This is a genomic window from Halomonas sp. Y3 (genome assembly GCF_024137965.1).
Classification (GTDB): domain Bacteria; phylum Pseudomonadota; class Gammaproteobacteria; order Pseudomonadales; family Halomonadaceae; genus Halomonas; species Halomonas mongoliensis.
The window spans coordinates 2,498,058-2,519,381 of sequence record NZ_CP099975.1; the positions used below are offsets into that span (position 1 = coordinate 2,498,058).

At 70.4% G+C, this 21,324-nt stretch carries 21 protein-coding genes; 2 read left to right on the forward strand and 19 right to left on the reverse strand.

Annotated features, from left to right (window positions below):
* Positions 1–99: 99 nt before the first annotated feature.
* The 16 genes from NHL60_RS11890 to NHL60_RS11965 form a co-directional block, all read right to left on the reverse strand.
* Positions 100–924 carry a sulfurtransferase gene (locus NHL60_RS11890; protein WP_253443522.1) on the reverse strand — a complete coding sequence of 275 codons (825 nt, stop codon included), beginning with the start codon at positions 922–924 and terminating at the stop codon, positions 100–102.
* Complete coding sequence (locus tag NHL60_RS11895; RefSeq protein ID WP_253443524.1) at positions 921–3,125, reverse strand: ATP-dependent helicase; 2,205 nt, start codon at positions 3,123–3,125, stop codon at positions 921–923. Before NHL60_RS11895 ends, NHL60_RS11890 begins: the two co-directional genes overlap by 4 nt.
* Positions 3,122–3,679, reverse strand: a complete 558-nt coding sequence (locus NHL60_RS11900) for a DUF1285 domain-containing protein (RefSeq protein WP_253443526.1) — start codon at positions 3,677–3,679, stop codon at positions 3,122–3,124. The genes NHL60_RS11895 and NHL60_RS11900 overlap by 4 nt, the downstream gene beginning before the upstream one ends.
* Positions 3,679–4,533 carry a TatD family hydrolase gene (locus NHL60_RS11905; RefSeq protein ID WP_253443528.1) on the reverse strand — a complete coding sequence of 285 codons (855 nt, stop codon included), beginning with the start codon at positions 4,531–4,533 and terminating at the stop codon, positions 3,679–3,681. The genes NHL60_RS11900 and NHL60_RS11905 overlap by 1 nt, the downstream gene beginning before the upstream one ends.
* A gap of 128 nt (positions 4,534–4,661) precedes the next feature.
* Positions 4,662–4,997: a PilZ domain-containing protein gene (locus NHL60_RS11910; protein WP_253443530.1), complete on the reverse strand. Its 336-nt coding sequence runs from the start codon at positions 4,995–4,997 to the stop codon at positions 4,662–4,664.
* Positions 4,998–5,010: 13 nt separating this feature from the next.
* The gene (locus NHL60_RS11915; RefSeq protein WP_253443532.1) at positions 5,011–6,021 is read right to left on the reverse strand and encodes a DNA polymerase III subunit delta'; all 1,011 of its coding nucleotides are present in this window, start codon (positions 6,019–6,021) and stop codon (positions 5,011–5,013) included.
* Positions 6,009–6,653 carry a dTMP kinase gene (gene tmk, locus NHL60_RS11920; RefSeq protein ID WP_253443535.1) on the reverse strand — a complete coding sequence of 215 codons (645 nt, stop codon included), beginning with the start codon at positions 6,651–6,653 and terminating at the stop codon, positions 6,009–6,011. The genes NHL60_RS11915 and tmk overlap by 13 nt, the downstream gene beginning before the upstream one ends.
* A gap of 10 nt (positions 6,654–6,663) precedes the next feature.
* Entirely contained in the window at positions 6,664–7,668 is a 1,005-nt protein-coding gene (gene mltG, locus NHL60_RS11925; RefSeq protein ID WP_253443537.1) for an endolytic transglycosylase MltG, read from the reverse strand.
* Positions 7,669–7,705: 37 nt separating this feature from the next.
* Entirely contained in the window at positions 7,706–8,521 is an 816-nt protein-coding gene (pabC, locus tag NHL60_RS11930; RefSeq protein WP_253443539.1) for an aminodeoxychorismate lyase, read from the reverse strand.
* A 13-nt stretch (positions 8,522–8,534) separates the two neighbouring features.
* Positions 8,535–9,773, reverse strand: a complete 1,239-nt coding sequence (fabF, locus tag NHL60_RS11935) for a beta-ketoacyl-ACP synthase II (protein ID WP_253443541.1) — start codon at positions 9,771–9,773, stop codon at positions 8,535–8,537.
* A gap of 240 nt (positions 9,774–10,013) precedes the next feature.
* Positions 10,014–10,247 (reverse strand): acyl carrier protein, encoded by a 234-nt coding sequence (gene acpP, locus NHL60_RS11940; protein WP_008956801.1) that lies wholly within the window; start codon positions 10,245–10,247, stop codon positions 10,014–10,016.
* Between the two features lie 130 nt (positions 10,248–10,377).
* On the reverse strand, positions 10,378–11,121 hold the full coding sequence (gene fabG / locus NHL60_RS11945) for a 3-oxoacyl-ACP reductase FabG (protein ID WP_253443543.1): 744 nt from the start codon (positions 11,119–11,121) through the stop codon (positions 10,378–10,380).
* A gap of 30 nt (positions 11,122–11,151) precedes the next feature.
* A complete protein-coding gene (gene fabD, locus NHL60_RS11950; protein ID WP_253443545.1) occupies positions 11,152–12,120 on the reverse strand; it encodes an ACP S-malonyltransferase in 969 nt (322 codons plus the stop codon).
* 5 nt (positions 12,121–12,125) lie between these two features.
* Positions 12,126–13,241: a phosphate acyltransferase PlsX gene (gene plsX / locus NHL60_RS11955; RefSeq protein WP_253443547.1), complete on the reverse strand. Its 1,116-nt coding sequence runs from the start codon at positions 13,239–13,241 to the stop codon at positions 12,126–12,128.
* Positions 13,242–13,284: 43 nt separating this feature from the next.
* On the reverse strand, positions 13,285–13,455 hold the full coding sequence (rpmF, locus tag NHL60_RS11960; RefSeq protein WP_023005526.1) for a 50S ribosomal protein L32: 171 nt from the start codon (positions 13,453–13,455) through the stop codon (positions 13,285–13,287).
* A 32-nt stretch (positions 13,456–13,487) separates the two neighbouring features.
* Positions 13,488–14,015: a YceD family protein gene (locus NHL60_RS11965; RefSeq protein WP_253443549.1), complete on the reverse strand. Its 528-nt coding sequence runs from the start codon at positions 14,013–14,015 to the stop codon at positions 13,488–13,490.
* Positions 14,016–14,148: 133 nt separating this feature from the next.
* Between NHL60_RS11965 and NHL60_RS11970 the strand changes: the two genes are divergently transcribed.
* Positions 14,149–14,730 carry a nucleoside triphosphate pyrophosphatase gene (locus NHL60_RS11970; RefSeq protein ID WP_253443551.1) on the forward strand — a complete coding sequence of 194 codons (582 nt, stop codon included), beginning with the start codon at positions 14,149–14,151 and terminating at the stop codon, positions 14,728–14,730.
* On the opposite strand, the gene sppA is transcribed toward NHL60_RS11970, so the two are convergent.
* Genes sppA through NHL60_RS11985 form a run of 3 tightly spaced genes read right to left on the reverse strand, consistent with a single transcriptional unit; the run spans position 14,722 to position 17,494 of the window.
* Positions 14,722–15,831 carry a signal peptide peptidase SppA gene (sppA, locus tag NHL60_RS11975; RefSeq protein ID WP_253443552.1) on the reverse strand — a complete coding sequence of 370 codons (1,110 nt, stop codon included), beginning with the start codon at positions 15,829–15,831 and terminating at the stop codon, positions 14,722–14,724. The two genes, NHL60_RS11970 and sppA, sit on opposite strands and share 9 nt — an antisense overlap.
* Before the next feature lie 3 nt (positions 15,832–15,834).
* Complete coding sequence (locus tag NHL60_RS11980; protein WP_253443554.1) at positions 15,835–16,488, reverse strand: HAD-IA family hydrolase; 654 nt, start codon at positions 16,486–16,488, stop codon at positions 15,835–15,837.
* A gap of 58 nt (positions 16,489–16,546) precedes the next feature.
* Positions 16,547–17,494 (reverse strand): RluA family pseudouridine synthase, encoded by a 948-nt coding sequence (locus NHL60_RS11985; protein ID WP_253443556.1) that lies wholly within the window; start codon positions 17,492–17,494, stop codon positions 16,547–16,549.
* 560 nt (positions 17,495–18,054) lie between these two features.
* On the opposite strand from NHL60_RS11985, the gene rne reads away from it, so the two are divergent.
* Positions 18,055–21,306: a ribonuclease E gene (gene rne, locus NHL60_RS11990; protein ID WP_253443558.1), complete on the forward strand. Its 3,252-nt coding sequence runs from the start codon at positions 18,055–18,057 to the stop codon at positions 21,304–21,306.
* Positions 21,307–21,324 lie beyond the last annotated feature (18 nt).

The following is a 21,324-nucleotide window of genomic DNA, read 5'->3' on the forward strand; positions in this document are numbered from 1 at the left end:
CAGCCGTTTGGATGAAGCCGCCCCCGCCGCCTTGCTGCGGGGGCGGTTTTTTCTTCCAGCTTCAGGCTTATGGCTTCAAGCTACCGGCGGTAGCCGGGCTCAGTCGCCGGTCGCCACCGGCCGCACGGGGTCGCGGATCCATTCGCTCCAGGAGCCGGGATAGAGGCGCGGCAGCGGTCGGCCGGCCACGGCGTAGGCCAGGATGGTATGGCAGGCGGTGACCCCGGAGCCGCAGTAGGCGATCACCTCACCGGCCTCGGGAAGCTCGCCGGCCAGCTGGCCCGGCGGCTTGAAACGCCCCCAGGGGGTCAGGTTGTCGGCACTGGGGCGACACACCGCGCCGGGGATATGCCCCGCCACCGAGTCGATGGACTCGACCTCGCCGCGGAATCGCTCGCGGCTGCGAGCATCCACCAGCAGCACGCCCTCCTCCTGCAGCCGGGTGGCATCGCACCACGGGTCGTCACGGTAGGCAGGCACCCAGTCGCTGGACGGGGGCGCGGAGCGGTCCCCATCGGAGAGCTCCTCGCCCGCCCCCAGCCAGGCCTTGATGCCGCCGTCGAAGAGGCGCACGTCCGGATGACCCGCCCAGCAGGCGAGCATCCACCAGGCCCTGGCCGCGGCCAGCTGGCCCCCCATGTCGTCATAGACCACCACCGGCAGCTCCGGGGTGATGCCGAGGCGCTGCAGGGTGGCGGTAAAGGCCTCCCGGGACGGCAGGGGGTGGCGCCCGCCCTGCCCCGGCGGCCCCGACAGGTCGCGTTCCAGGTCGATATGGTAGCTGCCGGGCAGGTGCGCCTCCCACCACAGGGTATGGCCGGCGTCGGGATCACCCAGGCGTGCCCGACAGTCGAGGAGCCGTGGCGGGCGATGGCCGTCGAGGGCCTCGGCCAGCTCCGGCGCAGTCATCAGGGGACGGCTCATGAGCGTTCTCCTTCCAGCAGTTCGATGGGGGCCCGGCGGGCGATCAGGCGGCGGCGCCCGGCATGGCGAAAGCGCACCTCGATCACCGGGTTGTCGGGGTCGCCCTCCACCAGGTCGATCTCGCCCTCGCCAAAGACAGCATGGCGCAGCCGCTGCCCCACGTCGAAGGCCCGGTAGTCGGGGCCGCCCTCGGCGACGCCCGGAGGCCCCGCCGCCGCCAGGGGCAGGGAGGCTCCCAGCCTGGCCAGATAGTGCTCGACCAGGGCAGGCCGGCTGACGCCCAGGGGCTCCCGGGCCGCACCGCCCGCCGCCTCCAGGGCCTGGGCCACCCGCTGGCACTCCTCCCAGGCGCTCTCGGCCAGGAAGCGGCTGGGCCGGTGCTCGCCCCCGTCGTGGAGCAGCAGCAGCCGCTCCCGGGCCCGGGTGATGGCCACGTAGAAGAGGCGCCGCTCCTCCTCCAGGCGCTGGGCGGTCAGGGGGTTGTCCCGGGTGTAGTGGGGAAAGTCCTGCTCGTTGACCCCGGCCAGCGCCACCAGGGGCCACTCCAGCCCCTTGGCGCCGTGCACCGTGGTGATCAACACACCCTCCCGGGCATTCTCCACCGGGCGCCCCAGCAACTCGATGAAGGCCTCGGGATCGTTGCCGAGCTCGCCGGCCTGCTCGAGCAGCACATCGAGCAGGCGCACGTCCTCCTCCCCCTTGTCCCGGCGAGCCGCGGCGCGCTTGAGCACCTTCTCCGCCTCCACCGCCTCCACCACATGCTCGAGGAGCCGGGCGGGAGGCCAGGCCCTCAGGCGCGGCAGCTCGCAGAGCAGCGCCCAGCGCTTCTTGAGGGTGCGCCGCTGGTGCGGCCTGAGGCCGGCCAGCAGCGGGTCATGGCGCTCCGGCCAGCGCTGGCTCTCGGCCAGCTGGCGGGCCAACGCCACCAGGCGCTCCCGGGCCACGAAGGGGGTGGGCTGGCCGAGCAGCAGCGTCAGGTGGGCGGGATCGGCGAGCAGCGAAGGCTCCCGGGCCAAGCGCAGGTAGCCGGCCAGGGCCTGCACCAGGGGCAGGCGGAAGACGAAGCGGTCCTCCCGGGAGAGCCGGAAGGGAATGCCTTCCCGCAGCAGCGCCAGCTGCAGCGGCACGGAGAGCGACCAGCTGCGCACCAGCAGGCAGGCCTCGCCCAGCGCCCGGCCCTCGGCCTGCCAGGCCGCCAGCGCCTCGAGCAGCGGGCGGCTGCCGCAGGCCTGGGCGAGACGGGTCCGGGGGTTGCCGGCCGCCGCCAGGCAGAGCTGCTCGGGCCGCCGGCGGTTGGCCTCGATGGCGTGGTTGGCCGCCAGGGCCAGGGCGTGGCCGTGGCGGAAGGTGGTGGAGAGCGGATAGTCCACCGCCTCCCCGAAGGTCTCGGTGAAGCGCTCCAGCATGGTATCGGGATGGGCCCCGCGCCACTCGTAGATGCACTGGTTGGCATCCCCCACCGCCATCACCTCGGCGCGGTCGCCGGCCAGTACCGCCAGCAGCCGCTGCTGGGCCACGTTGATGTCCTGATACTCATCGATGATCACATGGTCGAGAAAGCCCTGGACGCGGCCGCGCAGGCCGGCATCGGCCTCCAGGGCCCTGAGCGGGCGATAGAGCAGGTCCGCGTAGCCCATCAGGCCGTGGTCGGCGAGCAGCGTCTCGGCGTGCTCGAAGGCCGCCACGAAGTGCTCGGTGGCCTCACCGAAGTCGAGCCGGGCGTAGAGCTCCGCCGGCGGCACCATCTCGGCCTTCACCAGGGCACAGAAGTGGGCCAGGGCCTCGAGGCGCTCGGCATCCAGCGCCGCCTCCCCCGAGGCCAGGGTCTCGGCCAGGGCATGCTGGGTGGCCTGGCGCAGCAGGCGCTCCACCTGCCAGTCGGCGGTCAGCAGGGTGCGCGGCGAGAGGGCCCCCCAGCGGGTCAGGCTACCGGTGAGACGGTGGCCCAGGGAGTGGAAGGTGCGCACATCCGGCAGCGGCTGGCCCTTCGGGGCCATGGCGGCGAGCCGCGCCTGGAAGTCCTCCCGGGCCGAGCGGTTGAACATCAGCACCAGGATCCGCTCCGGTGCCACGCCCCGGGCCAGCAGGTGCAGCACCCGAGCCACCATGGTGGTGGTCTTGCCGGAACCGGCCACCGCCGCTACCCGGGCATGGCCGGCGCCGTGCTCGACCACGGCACGCTGCTCCGCGGTGAGCCTCACGCCGCCCCGCTTTCGTCCAGGCGACCCAGGGGCTGCCAGACGCCGCCGCTGTCAAGGCCGAGCTCCTCGCCGCCGCCGGGGAGCGCGCGGCACTCGGCGGCCTCCACCAGGCGGTAGTAGAGGTTACGGCCCAGCCGCGCGGCCAGGCCGAAGCGCACCGCCACCTCGGGCACCGGCTCGCCGGCGGGGGTCTCGCTCGGGCTCAGGCGGTGGGTCTCGTCGAGCATCAGGCGGTCTCCCACGTTGGTGGTCAGCCACCAGCGCCCCTCGGCATCGCGTTCGGCGTCCACCGCCAGGAAGGGGCGATCCTCCACCCGAATCAGCTGCTTCTCGGCGGGGGTGACCAGGGCGTAGCGACCGTCCGGCTCGCGGCGCAGTATCGTCGAGAGCAGGCGCACCAGCCGTGGCCGCGCAATGGGGGCTCCCTCGTGGAGCCAGCGGCCGTCGGCGGCGATCACCAGGTCCATCTCGCCCACCCGCTCGGGATGCCAGCGATCCACCGGCGGAATCTCGCCGACCGGATCGATATGGGCCAGCAGCGGCTCGAGGTTCATCAGGCCCCCTGCAGGAAGCCGGCGTCGCGGAGGATCTCGCGCATCTCTGCGGAAGCCTCCGGCGCGGCGGCGCGGAACAGGCGGTAGAAGTTGGCGGTGGTCTGCATGGCGACCTCCTCCACGCTGATGCCGCGCTCGGCGGCGATGCACTCGGCGACCTCCACCACCCAGGCCGGCTCGTTGGGCTTGCCGCGATGGGGCACCGGCGCCAGATAGGGGCTGTCGGTCTCGATCAGCAGCCGGTCCAGGGGCACCCGGCGGGCCACCTCGCGCAGCGCCTCGGCGTTGCGGAAGGTAACGATGCCGGAGAGCGAGATGTAGAAGCCGTGGCGCACCGCCTCCCGGGCCATGTCGAGATCCTCGGTAAAGCAGTGCAGCACCCCGCCGATGGCCGGGTCTGTGTGCTCGCGAATCAGCGCCAGGGTCTCCTCGCGGGCCTCCCGGGTGTGGATGATCACCGGCAGCGCCAGCTCGGTGGCGGCGATCAGCTGGCGACGAAAGCGCTCGCGCTGGACCTCCCGAGAGGGCACCGTCTCCGGCGACTTTTCCAGGTAATGGTAGTCCAGGCCGCACTCGCCGATGGCCACGGCGCCGAAGCGCTCGGCGACCTCCTTGATCGCCTCGATCTCAGGCTCCTGGTCGACGCTGTGCAGCGGGTGGACCCCGGCGGAGATCACCACGTCGTCATGCTCACGGGCGATGGCCGCCACGCCGGGCACCTCGTCGAGGGTGACGCCGATGGCCAGGAACTGCTTCACCCCCCGGGCCCGGGCGGCATCCAGGGCGGCGGCGAGATCACCGCCGTGGGTACGTGGGTCGAGGCGGTCGAGATGGCAGTGGGAGTCGACAAACATGGAGATACCGCTAGCAGAGTTGTGAATATGAAACGCAGGAGCGACCTTCGGTTCGCGAATGGCAGTGCCATTTCAGGGCGGTTCAGCCACCGCCTACGCGCAGCGAGTTGCGCCCCCCGCGGGTGCGATCAGAGCGTATAGGTCAGCGCGCCCTTGTCGAGGTGTCCGGCCAGCAGGTTCTCGATGCGGTCGCGCACCGCCTGGTCGCCGGCACTTAAGTGGATGCCGATGCCGGGCATCCGGCGCCCGCTGACCCCCTCGGGGGAGACCCAGGCCACCTGGCCGGTGACCGGCACCCGGTCATTCTCGCCGGGCAGCGTCAGCAGCAGGTAGATCTCCTGGCCGAGCTCGTAGCGCTCCCGGGTGGGCACGAAGATGCCGCCCCGCTCCAGCATCGGCATATAGGCCGAGAGCAGGGTCTGGACGTCCTGGATATTCAGCGACAGCGCCTTCTGGGCAGCCATGGGATCTCCTCGTTCACGAGCGCAGCAGCGCGGACCAGCGCACCAGCCAGGCTTCCAGCACCAGCTGGGGGTTGGGATTGCCGCCGGCGGCCAGCAGGCGGCGCTGTTCACGGGCATAGTCGAGCAGGCGGAACCAGTCCCGCACCCGGCCATTCTTGACCGCCTGGCGGTAGAGCGGCAGCAGATCGGGGTTGCGCACGCCCTCGGGCTCTCCCGACAGCCCCAGCCGAATCAGGTCCTCCAGCCAGGCGATACCGTACCACAGGGTCGCCTCCACCGACTGGCGCTCCAGGCGGGCCGCCTCGGCCACCGGCTCGGCGCCGCGCACCAGGGCCTCGAAGGTCTCCAGCAGCTGCTGGCGAAGGGCCCGGGACGCCGGCTCGGCCTGGGCAAGAGCCGCCAGGGGCAGCCCGCCGGCCAGGCCCAGCCAGAACCGCGCCTCCTCCTCGTCACCCAGCCGCTGGGCGAGCCAGGGCAGGCAGGCCGCCTCTTCCGGCGGGGCCAGACTCCAGTGCTGGCAGCGCGAGCGAATGGTGGGCAGCAGCCGTGAGGGGATATCCGCCAGCAGCACGAAGAGGGTGCGACCGCCGGGCTCCTCCAGGCTCTTGAGCAGGGCGTTGGCGGCGGCCACGTTCATGGTTTCCGCCGGCGAGATCAGGATCACCCGGTAGCCGCCCTGCTGGGCGGTCTGGGCCACGAAGGCGTTGACCTCACGGATGGCGTCGATGCGAATCTGGCGCTTGCCCTCCTCCAGCTCCACCCGCAGCAGGTCCGGGTGGTAGCCGGAGGCGAGCATGGCGCAGCCGTGGCAGGTGCCGCAGGCGGTCTGCCCGGGGGCGGCACAGAGGGTGCGGGCGATCAGCGCGTCGGCCAGGGAACGCTTGCCCACACCCCGCGGCCCGGAGAGCAGCAGCGCATGGGGGAGCCGGCCGGCGTCGGCCAGCCGCGCAAGCTCCGCGAAGCGCGGCACCAGCCAGGGCAGCGGCGCCGGGTCGAGGGGAGGTGTGGCGCTCAGCTCTGCCATGCGGCCACCCGTGCCTCGAGAAGCACCTCGATCTGCTCCCCCACCGCCGAAAGCGTCCGGGAGGCATCCACCACCGCGAAGCGCTCGGGGTCGGCAGCCGCCCGAGCCAGGTAGGCCTGGCGAACCGCGCTGAAGAAGTCGCCCCGCTCGCGCTCGAAACGATCCGGGGCCTCGCCGCGGCGAGCCACCCGTTCGCGCGCCGCCTCGATGGGCATATCCAGCAGCAGGGTCAGGTCGGGGGAGAGGCCCTGCTGTACGAAGCGCTCCAGCTCAGCGATGCGCGCTGCGGGAATGCCGCGCCCGCCCCCCTGATAGGCGAAGGTGGCGTCGGTAAAACGGTCGCAGACCACCCAGGCACCGCGGGCCAGCGCCGGGCGGATCACCCGGGCCAGGTGCTGGGCCCGGGCGGCAAAGACCAGCAGCAGCTCGGCGTCCTGGTCCAGGGGCTCCTGTTCGGCGGGGTCGAGCAGCAGGCGGCGAATCGCCTCCGCCCGGGGGGTGCCGCCGGGCTCCCGGGTCTGCACCACCTCGAGGCCCCGGGCCTCGAGGAAGGCGACCACCCGCGCCAGGTTGGTCGACTTGCCGACCCCCTCGCTGCCCTCCAGGGTGATAAAGCGTCCGCGCGCGGCCATCCGTGCCTCCTTACTGGCGGTTGCGGATATACCGGTTCACCGCATTGTTGTGCTCGCGCAGGGTGCGCGAGAAGTGATGGGTGCCGTCGCCCCGGGAGACGAAGTAGAGCGTCTCGCCGGGCAGCGGGTCCACCGCGGCCTCCAGCGACGCCCGGCCGGGCATGGCGATGGGCGTCGGCGGCAGCCCGTCGATCACATAGGTATTGTAGGGGGTCGCCTCGCGCAGGTCGGCCCGGGTGATGCGGCCGTCGTAGCGCTCGCCCATGCCGTAGATCACCGTGGGGTCGGTCTGCAGGCGCATCCCGGTCTCCATGCGCCGCTTGAAGACGCCGGCGATCTCGCGGCGCTCCTCCGGCGCCCCGGTCTCCCGCTCGATCAGCGAGGCCATGATCAGCGCCTCATAGGGCGACTCGATGGTCAGGTCGTCGGCGCGCCCTTCCCATACCTCCTCGAGGATGCGCTCCATGCGGGCCAGCGCCTGGCCCAGGATCTCCAGGTCGCTGACTCCCTTGTGGTAGCGGTAGGTATCGGGGAAGAACCACCCCTCGGGGTGGACGCCCTCACGGTCGAGCAGGGCCATTACCTCCTCGTCGGAGAGACCCGCGGTGCGGCTCTCCAGCTTGGGAGCGCTATCCAGCAGCTCACGCATCTGGCGGAAGGTCCAGCCCTCGGGAATGGTCAGCGGATAGGTCACGACGCGGTCGCTGCCGAGCAGCGCGATCAGCTCACGGCCGCTCATGCCCGGCTCCAGCATGTACTCGCCGGCGCGCAGCCGCGGCACGCTGTCGGGCTCCAGGCGGGTCAGCAACCGAAAGGCCCAGTCGTCCTGGATGATCCCGCGCTGGGCCAGGTCGGCCACCGCACGGTTGTAGCCGGCGCCCCGGGGTACCTCGTAGAGAGTCGGCTCGTCCACGGCGATGGGGGCCTCGAGGCGAGACTCCCAGTAGCGATAGCCGCCGAACAGGGCCGCGCCGGCCAGAAGGGCCAGCACCAGCAGGATCTTTACCACGCGCATCGGCGTCCTCGTCGTGTCGTCGTTCGTTGAGAGCGGGTCAGGTTGAAGCGGGCGGCGGATAACCCAGCAGCCGGTGGGCCTCGGCCTGAAAGTCCCGGTGTGCAGGGCCGAGGCTCCAGCGCCCGACCGGCTGACCGTCGGCGGCGTCGAGCCGTACCACGGGCCAGGCGCCCTGCACGGAATTGGCCACCCACACCGCCTCGGCCGCCAGGAGCGCCTCGGGCCCGACATCGACCTCCGCGATCGCCAGGCGTTCCATCAGCGCCTCGCGCAGGGTACCGGCCACACCGCAGCGCGCGAGCCGCGGCGTCTCCAGCTGCCCATCACGCTGCCAGAAGAGATTCATGGCGGTGGCCTCCACCAGGCGACCCTCGCTGTCGCAGAGCAGCCCCTCGGCGATGGCATCGTCGCTCCACTCCGCCCGAGCCAGGACATTTTCCAGCCGGTTGAGATGCTTGAGCCCGGCCAGCAGCGGCTGGATGCCGAGGCGCAGCCGGCAGTGGCGTATGCGGACACCCTCCTCCCAGCGGCTTTCCTGGGGCGCGAAGGGCGACAGCTGCCAGCGCAGCCGCGGGGCGGGGTCCGCCGGCGGCCGGTAACCGCGTCCGCCGCTGCCCCGGGTCAGGGTCAGCTTGAGCACCGCCAGCCCCTCCCCCGCCTCGGCCAGGGGAGCCGCCAGCTCGTGCTCGGCGGGCATCGGAATGCCCAGCACGTGGCAGCCCCGGGCCAGCCGGGCCAGGTGCTCGTCCCACAGCCGCGGGCGGCCGTCACGCACCAGGATGGTCTCGAAGAGACCATCGCCATAGGCGGCCCCCCGGTCATCCAGGGGCCAGCCAGCGGCCGCTCCGATCACGCCCTTACCCCGCTCAGACCCGAGAGAAGATCAGGGTGCCATTGGTGCCGCCGAAACCGAAGGAGTTCGACAGCGCCACGTCGATCTTCATCTCCCGGGCGGTGTGCGGTACATAGTCGAGGACGCAACCCTCCTGGGGGTTGTCCAGGTTGATGGTGGGCGGCGCCACCTGATCGCGAATGGCCAGGATCGAGAACACCGCTTCCACGGCCCCGGCGGCGCCCAGCAGGTGGCCGATCATCGACTTGGTGGAGCTGACCGCCACGGACTTGGCCGCCGCGCCCATCACCTTCTCCACGGCGCGGCTCTCGGCCAGGTCGCCGGCCGGCGTCGAGGTGCCGTGGGCGTTGATGTAGTGGATCGCCGAGGGGTCCAGGTTGGCATCGCGAATGGCGTTGGCCATGGAGAGCGCCGCGCCGCTGCCGTCCTCGGGCGGGGCGGTCATGTGGTAGGCGTCATCGCTCATGCCGAAGCCGGTCAGCTCGGCATAGATGGTCGCACCGCGGGCACGGGCGTGCTCGTACTCCTCCAGCACCAGCACCCCGGCACCGTCGGAGAGCACGAAGCCGTCGCGGTCGCGATCCCAGGGGCGGCTGGCCGCCACCGGGTCATCGTTGCGGGTCGAGAGCGCCCGGGCCGCGGAGAAGCCGCCGAGGCCCAGCGGCGTGGTGGCCATCTCGGCCCCGCCGCAGACCATGACGTCGGCGTCACCGTAGGCGATGGTGCGCGCGCTATAGCCGATATTGTGGGTGCCGGTGGTGCAGGCGGTGGTGATGGCGATGTTGGGGCCGCGGAAGCCGTGCTGGATCGCCAGGTTGCCGGAGATCATGTTGATGATCGAGCCGGGCACGAAGAAGGGCGAGATACGCCGAGGGCCGCTCTTCAGCATGGCGCTGTGGTTGTGCTCGATCATCGGCAGGCCGCCGATGCCGGAACCGATGGCCACGCCGATGCGGGAGGCATTCTCCTCGGTGCACTCGATCCCCGAGTCCTGGATCGCCTGGGCCCCGGCCGCCACGCCATACTGGATGAAGAGGTCCATCTTGCGGGCCTCCTTGGGGTTCAGGTAGGGACTGATATCGAAGTCCTTCACCGAACCGCCGAAGCGGGTATTGAAGGCGCTGGCATCGAAGTGCTCGATGGGGGCAATGCCGCTCTTGCCGGCCTTGATGTTGGACCAGCTCTCCTCGACGGTATTGCCCACCGGCGTGACCAGTCCAAGCCCGGTCACCACTACCCTTCTACGTGCCATCAGCATTCCTCCAGACATCCAGTACGACAGGGCTCCCCTGCGGGGAGCCGTCCATTGTGCGCATTATAACGACTCTCTTCGCCGGATGCCGCCCCGACAGGCACCGCGGTGACGACAATCTCGGGGAGCCGCGAGACCCCGCCAGGCGCCCACAGCCACAAAAAAGCCGCCTCGAGGGGGCGGCTTTTTTACAGGGAGAGCAACCTCTCCCTCGTCCGGCGGCATCGACCGCCACCAGGCTTACTGGTGGGCGTTGACGTAGTCGATGGCTTCCTGGACGGTAGTGATCTTCTCGGCTTCCTCGTCCGGAATCTCGGTGTCGAACTCCTCCTCGAGCGCCATGACCAGCTCGACGGTATCCAGGGAGTCGGCGCCCAGGTCCTCGGTGAAGGAGGAGCTGTTCTGGATGTCCTCTTCCTTGACGTTCAGGCGCTCGGCCACAACCTTCTTCACGCGCTCTTCGATGGTGCTCATTATGACGTACTCCAGTCGTTCAAATTGGCCGTCCAGATGACCAGCCGTTGGGGTTCCAGATCCGCAGGCGGAAGCTGCGGGGTAGTTTATAGAGGCCCCGGGGTCGGCGCAACCGCCGACCCGCCAGGCCTCAACGCATGTTCATCCCGCCGTTGACGTGCAGCGTCTCGCCGGTGATGTAGCTCGCCGTCTCGCCGGTGAGGAAGCCAACCGCGGCGGCGATCTCCTCGGGCTGCCCCAGCCGGGACAGGGGAATCTGGCCGAGCAGCATCTTGTGCTGCTCTTCGGGCAGCGCCTCGGTCATGTCGGTGGCGATGAAGCCCGGCGCCACCGCATTGACGGTGATGGCGCGGGACGCGACCTCGCGGGCCAGCGCCCGGGTGAAGCCCTCCATGCCCGCCTTGGCGGCAGCATAGTTGGTCTGCCCCAGGTTGCCCATGGTGGCCACCACCGAGCTGATATTGACGATGCGCCCGAAGCGCGCCCTGGTCATGCCGCGCAGGCACGCCTTGCTGACGCGATAGACGGACTTGAGGTTGGTATCGACGACGTCGTCCCACTCCTCTTCCTTCATGCGCATCAGCAGGTTGTCGCGGGTGATCCCGGCGTTGTTGACCAGGATGGTCGGCGCCCCGAACTCCTCGCCGATCGCCTTGACCAGGGCATCGACGCTGGCCTGATCGTTGACATCGAGGCGGCGCCCGCCGCCCTGGATACCCTGGGCCTTGAGGTCGGCGTCGATCTTCTCGGCGCCGGCATCGCTGGTCGCGGTGCCGATGACGATCCGGCCCTGACGCCCCAGTTCGTGGGCGATGGCGCGGCCGATACCGCGGCTGGCGCCGGTGATCAGGGCAACGCGGGTTTCAGTGGTCATGGTGGTCTCGCCTCGTGCTAGAGAATGGGATCAGCCGTTGTCCGAGCTGCCGTTGGCCACGCTGCGGGCCAGCTCCAGGGCCGCATCCAGGCTGTCGGGGTCGTTGACCGCCAGCCCCTTGCTGCCCCGGGCGATGCGCTTGCCCAGGCCGGTGAGCACCTTGCCGGGACCGCACTCGATAAACACCTCGGCACCGCGGCTCGACATGGCCTCGACGCAGGAGGTCCAGCGCACCGGACGATAGAGCTGCTCGATCAGGCGAGTGCGCAGGGTCTCGACGTCGGCATGGGCCTCGGCGTCAACGTTCTGGATAACGGTGTAACGTGGCGCCCGCAGCTCCATCTCGGCCATGACGGCGGCCAGGCGCTCGGCGGCGGGCTCCATCAGGGCGCAGTGGGAGGGCACCGAGACCGGCAGCGGCATGGCCCGCTTGGCGCCGGCGGCCTGGCAGGCGGCGATGGCGCGCTCCACCGCCGCCTTGGCGCCGGCGATCACCACCTGGCCCGGCGCATTGTAGTTCACCGCGGCGACCACCTCACCCTGGGCCGCCTCGGCGCAGGCCTGCTCGACGGCGGCATCCTCGAGGCCGAGGATCGCCGCCATGGCGCCCTGACCCACCGGCACCGCCGCCTGCATGGCCTCGCCGCGCAGGCGTACCAGCTTGACGCCCTCGGCAAAGGACATCACCCCGGCGCAGACCATGGCGCTGTACTCGCCCAGGCTGTGACCGGCCATGGCGCCCGGGCGCGGCCCCTCGAGCTCCTGCCAGACCCGCCAGATGGCAACGCTGGCGGTCAGCAGCGCGGGCTGGGTGCAGGCAGTGGCGTTAAGGGCCTCCTCGGGCCCCTCCTGCACCACCTGCCAGAGGTCGTAGCCCAGGGCGTCGGAGGCCTCCTCGAAGGAGGTGCGCACCACGCTGTAGCGTTCCGCCAGCTCACGCAGCATGCCGATCTGCTGGGAGCCCTGCCCGGGGAACACGAGGGCGAGGGATTGAGTCATCTTGGTCACCTTTGCTCTTGTTGGCTGTCATCGTCGCCGGGACGGCCCGGCGCGAGGATTCTTGAGTCGCTGACGTGCCGCTCCACCGCCTCGGAGCGCCCCTTCGCGCTCCGCCGCGGGACCAGGCCCGCCGCCAGACAGCGCGGCAGGTCGTGACGCACCTCCTGCACTGCCCGCTGAACCGCATAGTGGAAGCCGATGGCATCGGCACTGCCGTGGCTCTTGACCACGATGCCGGCCAGCCCCAGCAGGCTGGCGCCATTGTAGCGCACCGGGTCGAGCTCGCCGCGCAGGCGGCGCAGCGCCGGGCGCGCCAGCAGCCCCACCAGGCGACTACTCCAGTGCGCCTCGAAGGTCGCCTGGACCCGCGCCACCAGCATCCGCGCGACCCCTTCACTGGCCTTGAGCACGGCATTGCCGACGAAGCCATCGCACACCACGACATCCACGTCGCCGCTAAAGATGCCATCGCCTTCCACATAGCCGCGATAGTCGAGGCCGGCCAGCGCGCGCAGGCGTGCATCCGCCTCGCGGACGCTGGCGGTGCCCTTGGTCCCCTCCACGCCGACATTGAGCAGCGCCACCCGAGGCGCGGCCAGACCGTCGACGTGGCGCGCCATCAGCTCGCCCATCAGGGCGAAGTCCACCAGCCGCTCGGCGGAGGCCTCGACGTTGGCCCCCAGGTCGAGCAGGTAGCAGCGCCCCTGGTCGCGGGTCGGAATGGCGGTACTGATCGCCGGACGGGGAATATCGGCCACGGTCCCCAGGGCCCGGCGCCCCAGGGCCATCAGCGCCCCGGTATTGCCGGCGCTGACGCCGGCCGCCGCCTCCCCCGCCGCCACTGCCTCCAGCATGGCAGCCATGCTGGAGTGACCGCCGTGACGCAGGGCATCGGAGGGGCGCTGGCCGGGCGCGATGATGCCGGCGGCATCCACGACCTCCAGACGTGAACCAGCCGCGGCGAGACGCCGCGGCAGGCAGGAGATCTCTTGCTCCAGCTGACGGCGGGGACCGTACAGCCGAAGCGCGAGACGAGAGTCCTGGAGGGCCGCACTGGCCGCTCCCCGTACGGTGGCGCGGGGACCGAGGTCACCGCCCATCGCGTCGATGGCGATCCGCACGAGAGCTCAGCGGCCAGGCGTTACCGAAGGGAGCGCCGTCGCCTCAGGCGTCGACGACCTTGCGGCCACGGTAGAAGCCGTCCGGAGAGACGTGGTGGCGCAGGTGAGTAGTGCCGGTTTCCTTGTCCTGGGACAGGGCCGGAGCGCTCAGGGCGTCGTGGCTGCGACGCATGCCGCGCTTGGAACGGGTCTTGCGGTTCTGTTGAACTGCCATGGGATGTCACTCCAGAGTGAATCGATGATGAATCAGGATTTTCCCTTGAGCTGCTTGAGCACCTCGAAGGGGTTAGCTGCGGGACCGCGGGATGCCGCGGCATCCTCCCCGCTGGTCAGCTGGTCGCGAGAGACCTCACAGTCGGCCTCATCGTGGTAAACCACCTGGGGCAGGCTGAGGATCAGTTCATCCTCGACCACCGTCAGCAGGTTCAGCTGTTCGTTTTCCACCAGCACCGGTTCGTGGGTGCTCGGCAGCTCGGCCGCCAGGGCATCGCTGGTGACCATGCCCAGCAGGAACTCGCTCTCCACCTGCTGCGCCAGCGGCGACAGACAGCGGCGACAGGGCAGCTGCAGCTCCGCCCCGAGGTGGCCGCGGATGACGCGCCGCCCCTGGGCGTCGATGGAGAAGTCGAGGGTCACCCGCACGTCGCCGGCCTGGGCGCCGACCTCATCGGTCAGGCGCGCAAAATCGGCGAGGGCCATCAGGCCCTCGAGGCGTTCGGCGCGGGCGGCGAGCTTGTAGGGCTCGACCCTGCTGGGAAGTCGTGTGGTCAACATAGGCGCGCAATGATAGGCACTCCCCTCGCCCCTGTCAAAAGGCCTTTGCGCCCGGTGCCCTACCGCGCTGCCACGCTCTCGCCACGCCCGGCTCATGCTACCCTGCTGCCCTGTCACTCAAGCGGAGATTCCCATGACTCGCCTCGTCCTCGCCTCAGGCTCCCGCTGGCGCCGCCAGCTGCTCGACCGGCTGGAGATCCCCTATGCCTGGCAGAGCCCCGATATCGACGAGACCCCGCACCCGGACGAGACGCCCACCGCTCTGGTGCACCGCCTGGCGCTGACCAAGGCGCAGACCCTGGCGGAGGCGTGGCCCGACCACCTGATCATCGGCTCGGACCAGGTGGCGCTCTTCGAGGGGGAGATTCTCGGCAAGCCCGCCGACGAGGCCGCCGCCCGCCGCCAGCTGGCGCGCTTCTCCGGACATCGGGTGCGTTTTCTCACCGGCCTGGCGCTGGTGGACACCCGGCGCGGCCAGCACCGAGTCACCCACGAGCGCTATGACGTGGTGTTCCGCGACCTGGATGAGGGGGAGATCGCCCGCTATGTGGAGAGAGAGAAGCCGCTGGAGTGCGCCGGCAGCTTCCGCATGGAGGGGCTGGGCATCGCCCTGTTCGAGAAGCTCGAGGGCGACGACCCCAACACCCTGATCGGCCTGCCGCTGATCCGCCTCTGCGCCCTGCTGCGCGAGGCGGGCCTGGACCCGCTAGGGTAGCTGATAGCGCAGCGGCGAATCGGCGCGGGGCACCCCCAGCAGCTCCATGGCGACGCGGCCGAACTGGCGCGAGAAGCGCTCGAAGGGGTCCAGGCGCGGGGTGTAGTCGCGCAGCTTCGGCTCCGGGAGCCTCTCCCGAGCCAGGGCATCCAGGCTGCCAATGCTGTCGATCAGGCCGAGCGCCAGGGCCTGCTCGCCGCTCCACACCAGGCCGCTGAAGAGCCGCTCGTCGTCGAGCAGGCGCTCACCGCGCCCCTCGCGCACGGCCTCGATGAACTGGCGGTGGGTGGTGGCCAGCACCGACTGCCAGAACTCGCGCTGCTCGGGCGCCAGCTCCGAGAAGGGGTCCAGGAAGGCCTTGTTGTCGCCGGCGGAGAAGACGCGGCGCTCCACGCCCAGGCGCTCGATCGCCTCCTCGAAGCCGAAGCTGGCCGAGATCACCCCGATGGAGCCCACCAGGCTGGCCGGCGCGGCGATGATCTCGTCGGCGGCCGCGGCAATATAGTAGGCGCCGCTGGCCCCCACGTCCTCGATCACCGCGATGATCGGCTTGTCGCCCTCGGCCCGCAGCCGCATGACCTCATCGAAGATGCGCTGGGACTGCACCGGGCTGCCTCCGGGGCTGTTGATATGCAGCACCACCGCCGCGCTATGCTCCGCCTCCCAGGCGCGATTGAGCCCGCTGATGACCCGCTCGGCGCTGGCCGGCGACTCCGCATCGATCACCCCGCGCACCTTGACCACCCCCAGGTGCGGCTCGGCGGCCGCGCCGCCGCCGGGCGGCCCGGCCAGCAGGCTGTAGAGGGTGGCCGACAGCGATGCCAGGATCAGGGCCGCAAACAGGAAGCGGAAGAAGAGCTTCCAGCGCCGGGAGCGGCGCTGCTCGGCCAGCACCCCGCCGATCCAGCGATCCATCATCTCCATCTGCTGAAGCCGCTGGTGCTCACGCAGGGCCTCGGCGCTCTCTGCCTGCGCCGCGACCGGCTCCTCCGGGGTGCGGCGCGCCGCGCGGGCCTGCTCGGGGGTGCGCTCCGGCCCCTCGGTCCAGGGGTCCCCGCCCTCGCCTGGAGCCTCGTCACGTTTCCGATCGTCGTCACTCATGCCTTATCTACCCTGCAGCCAGTTGAAGAGTTCGGGCACCGCCTCGGCGGTAAAGGCCGGCTGGCTGGCGGCCAGCCGCTCCGGGGCGTGTACCCCCCAGGTCACCGCCACCCGGTCCATGCCGATGGCCCGGGCCATCTCCAGGTCATACTCGGTATCCCCCACCATCACCGCTTCCTCCACCGCCACCTCGAGCTCCTCCAGCAGCTCCTCGAGCATCAGCGGATGGGGCTTGGAGCGGGTCTCGTCGGCGGTTCGGCTGGCGTGAAACCAGCTCCCGCTGTCGCTGTCGCGGAAGACCCGGTCGAGGCCGCGGCGACTCTTGCCGGTGGCCACCGCCAGGCGCTGACCGTCACGGCCGCGCAGGCCGGTCACGCCGGCCTCCACCCCCGCAAAGAAGCGCATGGGGGTGTCGTTACCCTCCACGAAATGCCAGGCGTAGCGGCTGCGCAGCAGCTCGGCGCGATCCGGGTCGATGCCCGGGCAGAGGGTGGCAATGGCCTCGGGCAGGCCCAGGCCGATGATATTGCGGACGGCGTCGGCGGAGAGCTCTCCCCAGCCGGCGTCCCGGGAGGCGGCCTGCATGCAGTCGACGATGCGAGCCGCCGAGTCCATCAGGGTGCCGTCCCAGTCGAAGATCACCAGTCGATAGCGCATTCTCTCTTCCTGATTGAACTCTCTTGCCGTTGGGACAAGGGGGTGTGGACTAAGGGTGTCACGTCTCGCGGCGGGCGCGGGCCAGTACCGCCTCGAGCTCCTCGGGCAGCGGCGCTCGGATCCGCACCGGGCGGCCGCTGGTGGGCTCGGGGAAGCTCAGCGACTCGGCGTGCAGGAAGAGCCGCGTGACGCCCAGCACCTGGCTCAGGCGCTCGCTGTCGCGCGTGGCATACTTGTCGTCGCCGAGCAGCGGGTGGCCGGCGTGGGCGGCGTGGACCCGAATCTGATGGGTGCGCCCGGTGACCGGTTCCGCCTCCATCAGGGTGGCCCGGGGAAAAGTCTCACGCACCGCGAAGCGGGTACGGGCCACCTTGCCCTGGGCATCGACCCGCACCCGGCGCTCGCCGTTGGCCAGGGTGTAGCGGTCCAGCCGGGCGGCGACGTAGTCTCGCCGGGCCGGCCAGCGCCCCGCCACCAGGGCCAGGTAGCGCTTGTCCATCTGCTGCTGCTTGAGGGCATCGTTGAGCGCCAGCAGGGCCGGGCGCGACTTGGCCAGCAGCAGGCAGCCCGAGGTGTCGCGATCCAGCCGGTGCACCAGCTCCAGGAAGTCGAGCTCCTCGCGCACCTGGCGCAGCGCCTCGATCAGACCGATCTTGACCCCGCTGCCGCCGTGAACGGCGAGCCCAGCCGGCTTGTTGATCACCAGCCAGTCACGCCCCTCCACCAGCACGCTGCCGGCCAGCAGGTTACGCAGATTGTCGCTCACCTCCCGCACCGCCTCCCGGGGCGAGAGCTTGAGTGGAGGTATGCGCACCAGGTCCCCGGTCGCCAGGCGGGTGTCGGGCTTGACGCGCTTCTTGTTGACCCGCACCTCCCCCTTGCGCACGATCCGATAGATCAGCGCCCGGGGCGCCCCCTTGATGCGCGTCATCAGGAAGTTATCGACCCGCTGGCCATCCTGCCCTTCCGTGACCTCCACCCACTGCACATCGCGCCCTTCGGCCATGCCGAGACTCCACTGCTGGAAACTGCCAAAAGCCGCATTCTATCGCAGTGCGGCGCCCGGCGCGCCAATTGCTGGCCCTACCCTTTACTGTTATATTGCCAGCGCGCTCCCATGGCCCGACACCAGGCCCGCCAAGCGCCTGCCCGACAGACACGCAGGCCGGAGCCGAAAGATCAGGCCGCGACGACGCTTGAGCGTCCCGCCGCCCAGCGACAAACGAAATAGAGCGATACAGCGCCACGCCCGGATCCCCCCGTCGTTACCCCCCGTCATGGAACGTCGGCTGGACACGGGACACGTTAAACAGCGTGCCGGAGACCGGCGTCGGCGAATCGATGAATGCCAGGTGTTGGCGGTGACCGCAGGGCCGGATGGGTGACCCCCACCGAGACATGTCCTGCCTCCGCCCCGTACTCAACAGGCTCATGCCGTGATGCTGCCCCGCAGGGAGCCTCACGGTCGGACGCTACTGCGCATGGAAGACATGCGCTGAGCACAGGCACGCAGCACACAGAGGTTCGCCACGTCGAACTCGCCGGCGCCCCATAGTGCGAGTCAACATGAAACGGATGCTCATCAATGCGACCCAGCCCGAAGAGCTGCGCGTCGCCCTGGTCGATGGACAACGCCTCTACGACCTGGACATCGAATCCGGTGCCCGGGAGCAGAAGAAAGCCAATATCTACCGCGGCAAGATCACCCGCATCGAACCCTCCCTGGAAGCCGCCTTCGTCGACTTCGGCGCCGACCGCCACGGTTTCCTGCCGCTGAAGGAAATCTCCCGCGACTACTTCATCAAGGAACCCTCCTCCGGCCGCCCCAGCATCAAGGAGGTGCTGAAGGAAGGCCAGGAGCTGATCGTCCAGGTGGACAAGGAGGAGCGCGGCAACAAGGGTGCAGCGCTGACCACCTTCATCTCCCTGGCCGGCCGCTTCCTGGTGCTGATGCCCAACAACCCCAAGGCCGGCGGCATCTCCCGGCGCATCGAGGGGGAGGAGCGCAGCCAGCTCAAGGAGGCCATGAACCACCTCACGGTGCCCGACCGCATGGGCCTGATCGTGCGCACCGCCGGCATCGGCCGCAGCGCCGAGGAGCTGCAGTGGGACCTCGACTACCTGGTGCAGGTGTGGGAATCGATCACCAGCGAAGCCGGCAAGCGTTCGGCCCCCTTCCTGATCTACCGCGAGTCCAACGTCATCATCCGCGCCATGCGCGACTACCTGCGCCAGGATATCGGCGAGGTGCTGATCGACAGCGAGGCGGTTCACCAGGAGGCCCTGGCCTTTATCCGCCAGGTGATGCCCTCCTACCAGCAGAAGATCAAGCTCTACGTTGACGAAGTGCCACTCTTCTCGCGCTTTCAGATCGAGTCCCAGATCGAGACCGCCTACGAGCGCGAGGTGAAGCTTCCCTCCGGCGGCTCCATCGTCATCGACCACACCGAGGCCCTGGTCTCCATCGATATCAACTCCGCCCGGGCCACCCGCGGCAGCGATATCGAGGAGACGGCGCTGCAGACCAACCTGGAGGCGGCCGACGAGATCGCCCGCCAGCTGCGCCTGCGCGACATCGGCGGCCTGGTGGTGATCGACTTCATCGACATGAGCCCGGCGCGCAACCAGCGCGAGGTCGAGAACCGCATGCGCGACGCCCTCAAGCTGGATCGCGCCAGGGTTCAGATCGGTCGCATCTCCCGCTTCGGCCTGATGGAGATGTCCCGGCAGCGCCTGCGTCCCTCCCTGGGCGAGACTAGCGGCGTGGTCTGCCCCCGCTGCGACGGTCAGGGCACCATTCGCGACGTGCGCTCCATCTCGCTGTCGATCATGCGCCTGATCGAAGAGGAGGCGATGAAGGAGCGCAGCGCCCAGATCCGCGCCATCCTGCCGGTGCCGGTCGCCACCTACCTGCTCAACGAGAAGCGCGCCGTGCTGGCCGAGATAGAGCGTCGCCAGGACGTCAGGGTCGTGCTGCTGCCGAGCCCCGACATGGACACCCCCCACTACGATGTCCAGCGCCTCCGCGACGACCACGTAGAGGAGGAAGGCACCCAGAAGTCCAGCTTCGAGCTCTCGACCGAGACCGAGGTAGGCCGCGAGCCTGAACCCAGCTTCGGCAAGCCGGTGGCCCGCGCCGAGGCCGCGGTGAAGACCGTCATCCACCACGAGCCGGCCCCCGCCTCCCTGCAGCAGGAGGAGGCCCCGGCAAAGGCTCCGGCACCGACCCCGGCCCGGGCCGCTACCCCGCCCAGGCCCGCCGCGCCGGCCAGGTCGACCCCGCCGGTGGCCGTGGAGCCCCAGGGCGGCGTACTGGGCCGCCTGGTCAAGGGCATCGCCAAGCTGCTGGGCAGCGACGAGGAGAAGCCCGCCGAGCGCCGCGAGACGCCCGCCGGTACCGGCCAGCCCCAGCGCAAGCCGGCCCGGGATGGCGACCAGGGCGAGCGAGGCGGGCGTAGCGGCAACCAGCGCCAGCGCCGCCAGCGCAGTGACGACACGCGCCGCAGCGGCGCCCCGCAGGCCCGCCAGCAGGAGAGCGGCGGCCGCGGCGAACCGCGCCAGGAGAGCAGCGGCGGCAACGCAGATGGGCGCACCGGCAACCGCGGCAGCCGCGGACGCGGGCGCCAGGAGGCTGGCCGCCAGGAAGAGAGCCGTCAGCAGACCCGCGAGCCCCAGAAGGGGCGCGACGACAGCCGCCGCCAGCGCCCTGCCGAGAAGCCCTCTCCCTCCCAGGAGAAGGCAAGCCCGGCGGCCGAGGCCCGCAGCGAGGCCCCGGTGGATGATGGCAAGCCCAAGCGCAGCCGCAACAATCCGCGCAACCGCAGCCGCCAGCACGCCATCCACCCCAAGGCGGTAGAGGAGCAGCAGCGCCTGCAGGCGGAGGCCGCCAAGGCCGACGCCGCGGATAGCGCCCAGCAGGCGGAGCCTAAGCCCGAGCCCCAGGCAGCAGCCCCCAAGGCCGAGCCCAAGCCTGAAACCAAGGCGGACGCCAAGCCCGCAGCCCAGGCAGACGCCCCCAAGGTCGAGCCCAAGCCTGAAACCAAGCCGGACGCCAAGCCCGAGCCCAAGGCAGACGCCCCCAAGGCCGAGCCCAAGCCGACAGCCAAGCCCGAGCCCAAGGCAGAAGCCCCCAAGGCCGAGCCCAAGCCTGAAACCAAGGCGGACGCCAAGCCCGAGCCCAAGGCAGACGCCCCCAAGGCCGAGCCCAAGCCTGAAACCAAGCCGGACGCCAAGCCCGAGGCCCAGGCAGAAGCCCCCAAGGCCGAGCCCAAGCCTGAAACCAAGGCGGACGCCAAGCCCGAGGCCCAGGCAGACGCCCCCAAGGCCGAGCCCAAGCCTGAAACCAAGGCGGACGCCAAGCCCGAGCCCAAGGCAGAAGCCCCCAAGGCCGATCCGAAGCCGGAAGCCAAGCCCGAGACCCAGGCAGACGCCCCCAAGGCCGAGCCCAAGCCTGAAACCAAGGCGGACGCCAAGCCCGAGCCCAAGGCAGAAGCCCCCAAGGCCGAGCCCAAGCCTGAAACCAAGGCGGACGCCAAGCCCGAGGCCCAGGCAGACGCCCCCAAGGCCGAGCCCAAGCCTGAAACCAAGCCGGACGCCAAGCCCGAGGCCCAGGCAGACGCCCCCAAGGTGGAGCCGAAGCCGGAAGCCAAGCCCGAGCCCAAGGCAGACGCCCCCAAGGCCGAGCCGAAGCCGGACGCCAAGGCTGAGACGCCGGCCGAGAGCCGTGCCAGCCGTCGTCGCCGCCGCGCCCATAACGATCCGCGAGAGATCCGGCGGCGCGAGCAGGAGGCCAAGGCCCAGGAGGGCAAGAAGAGCTGAGGCTCCGCCCTCCCGCTG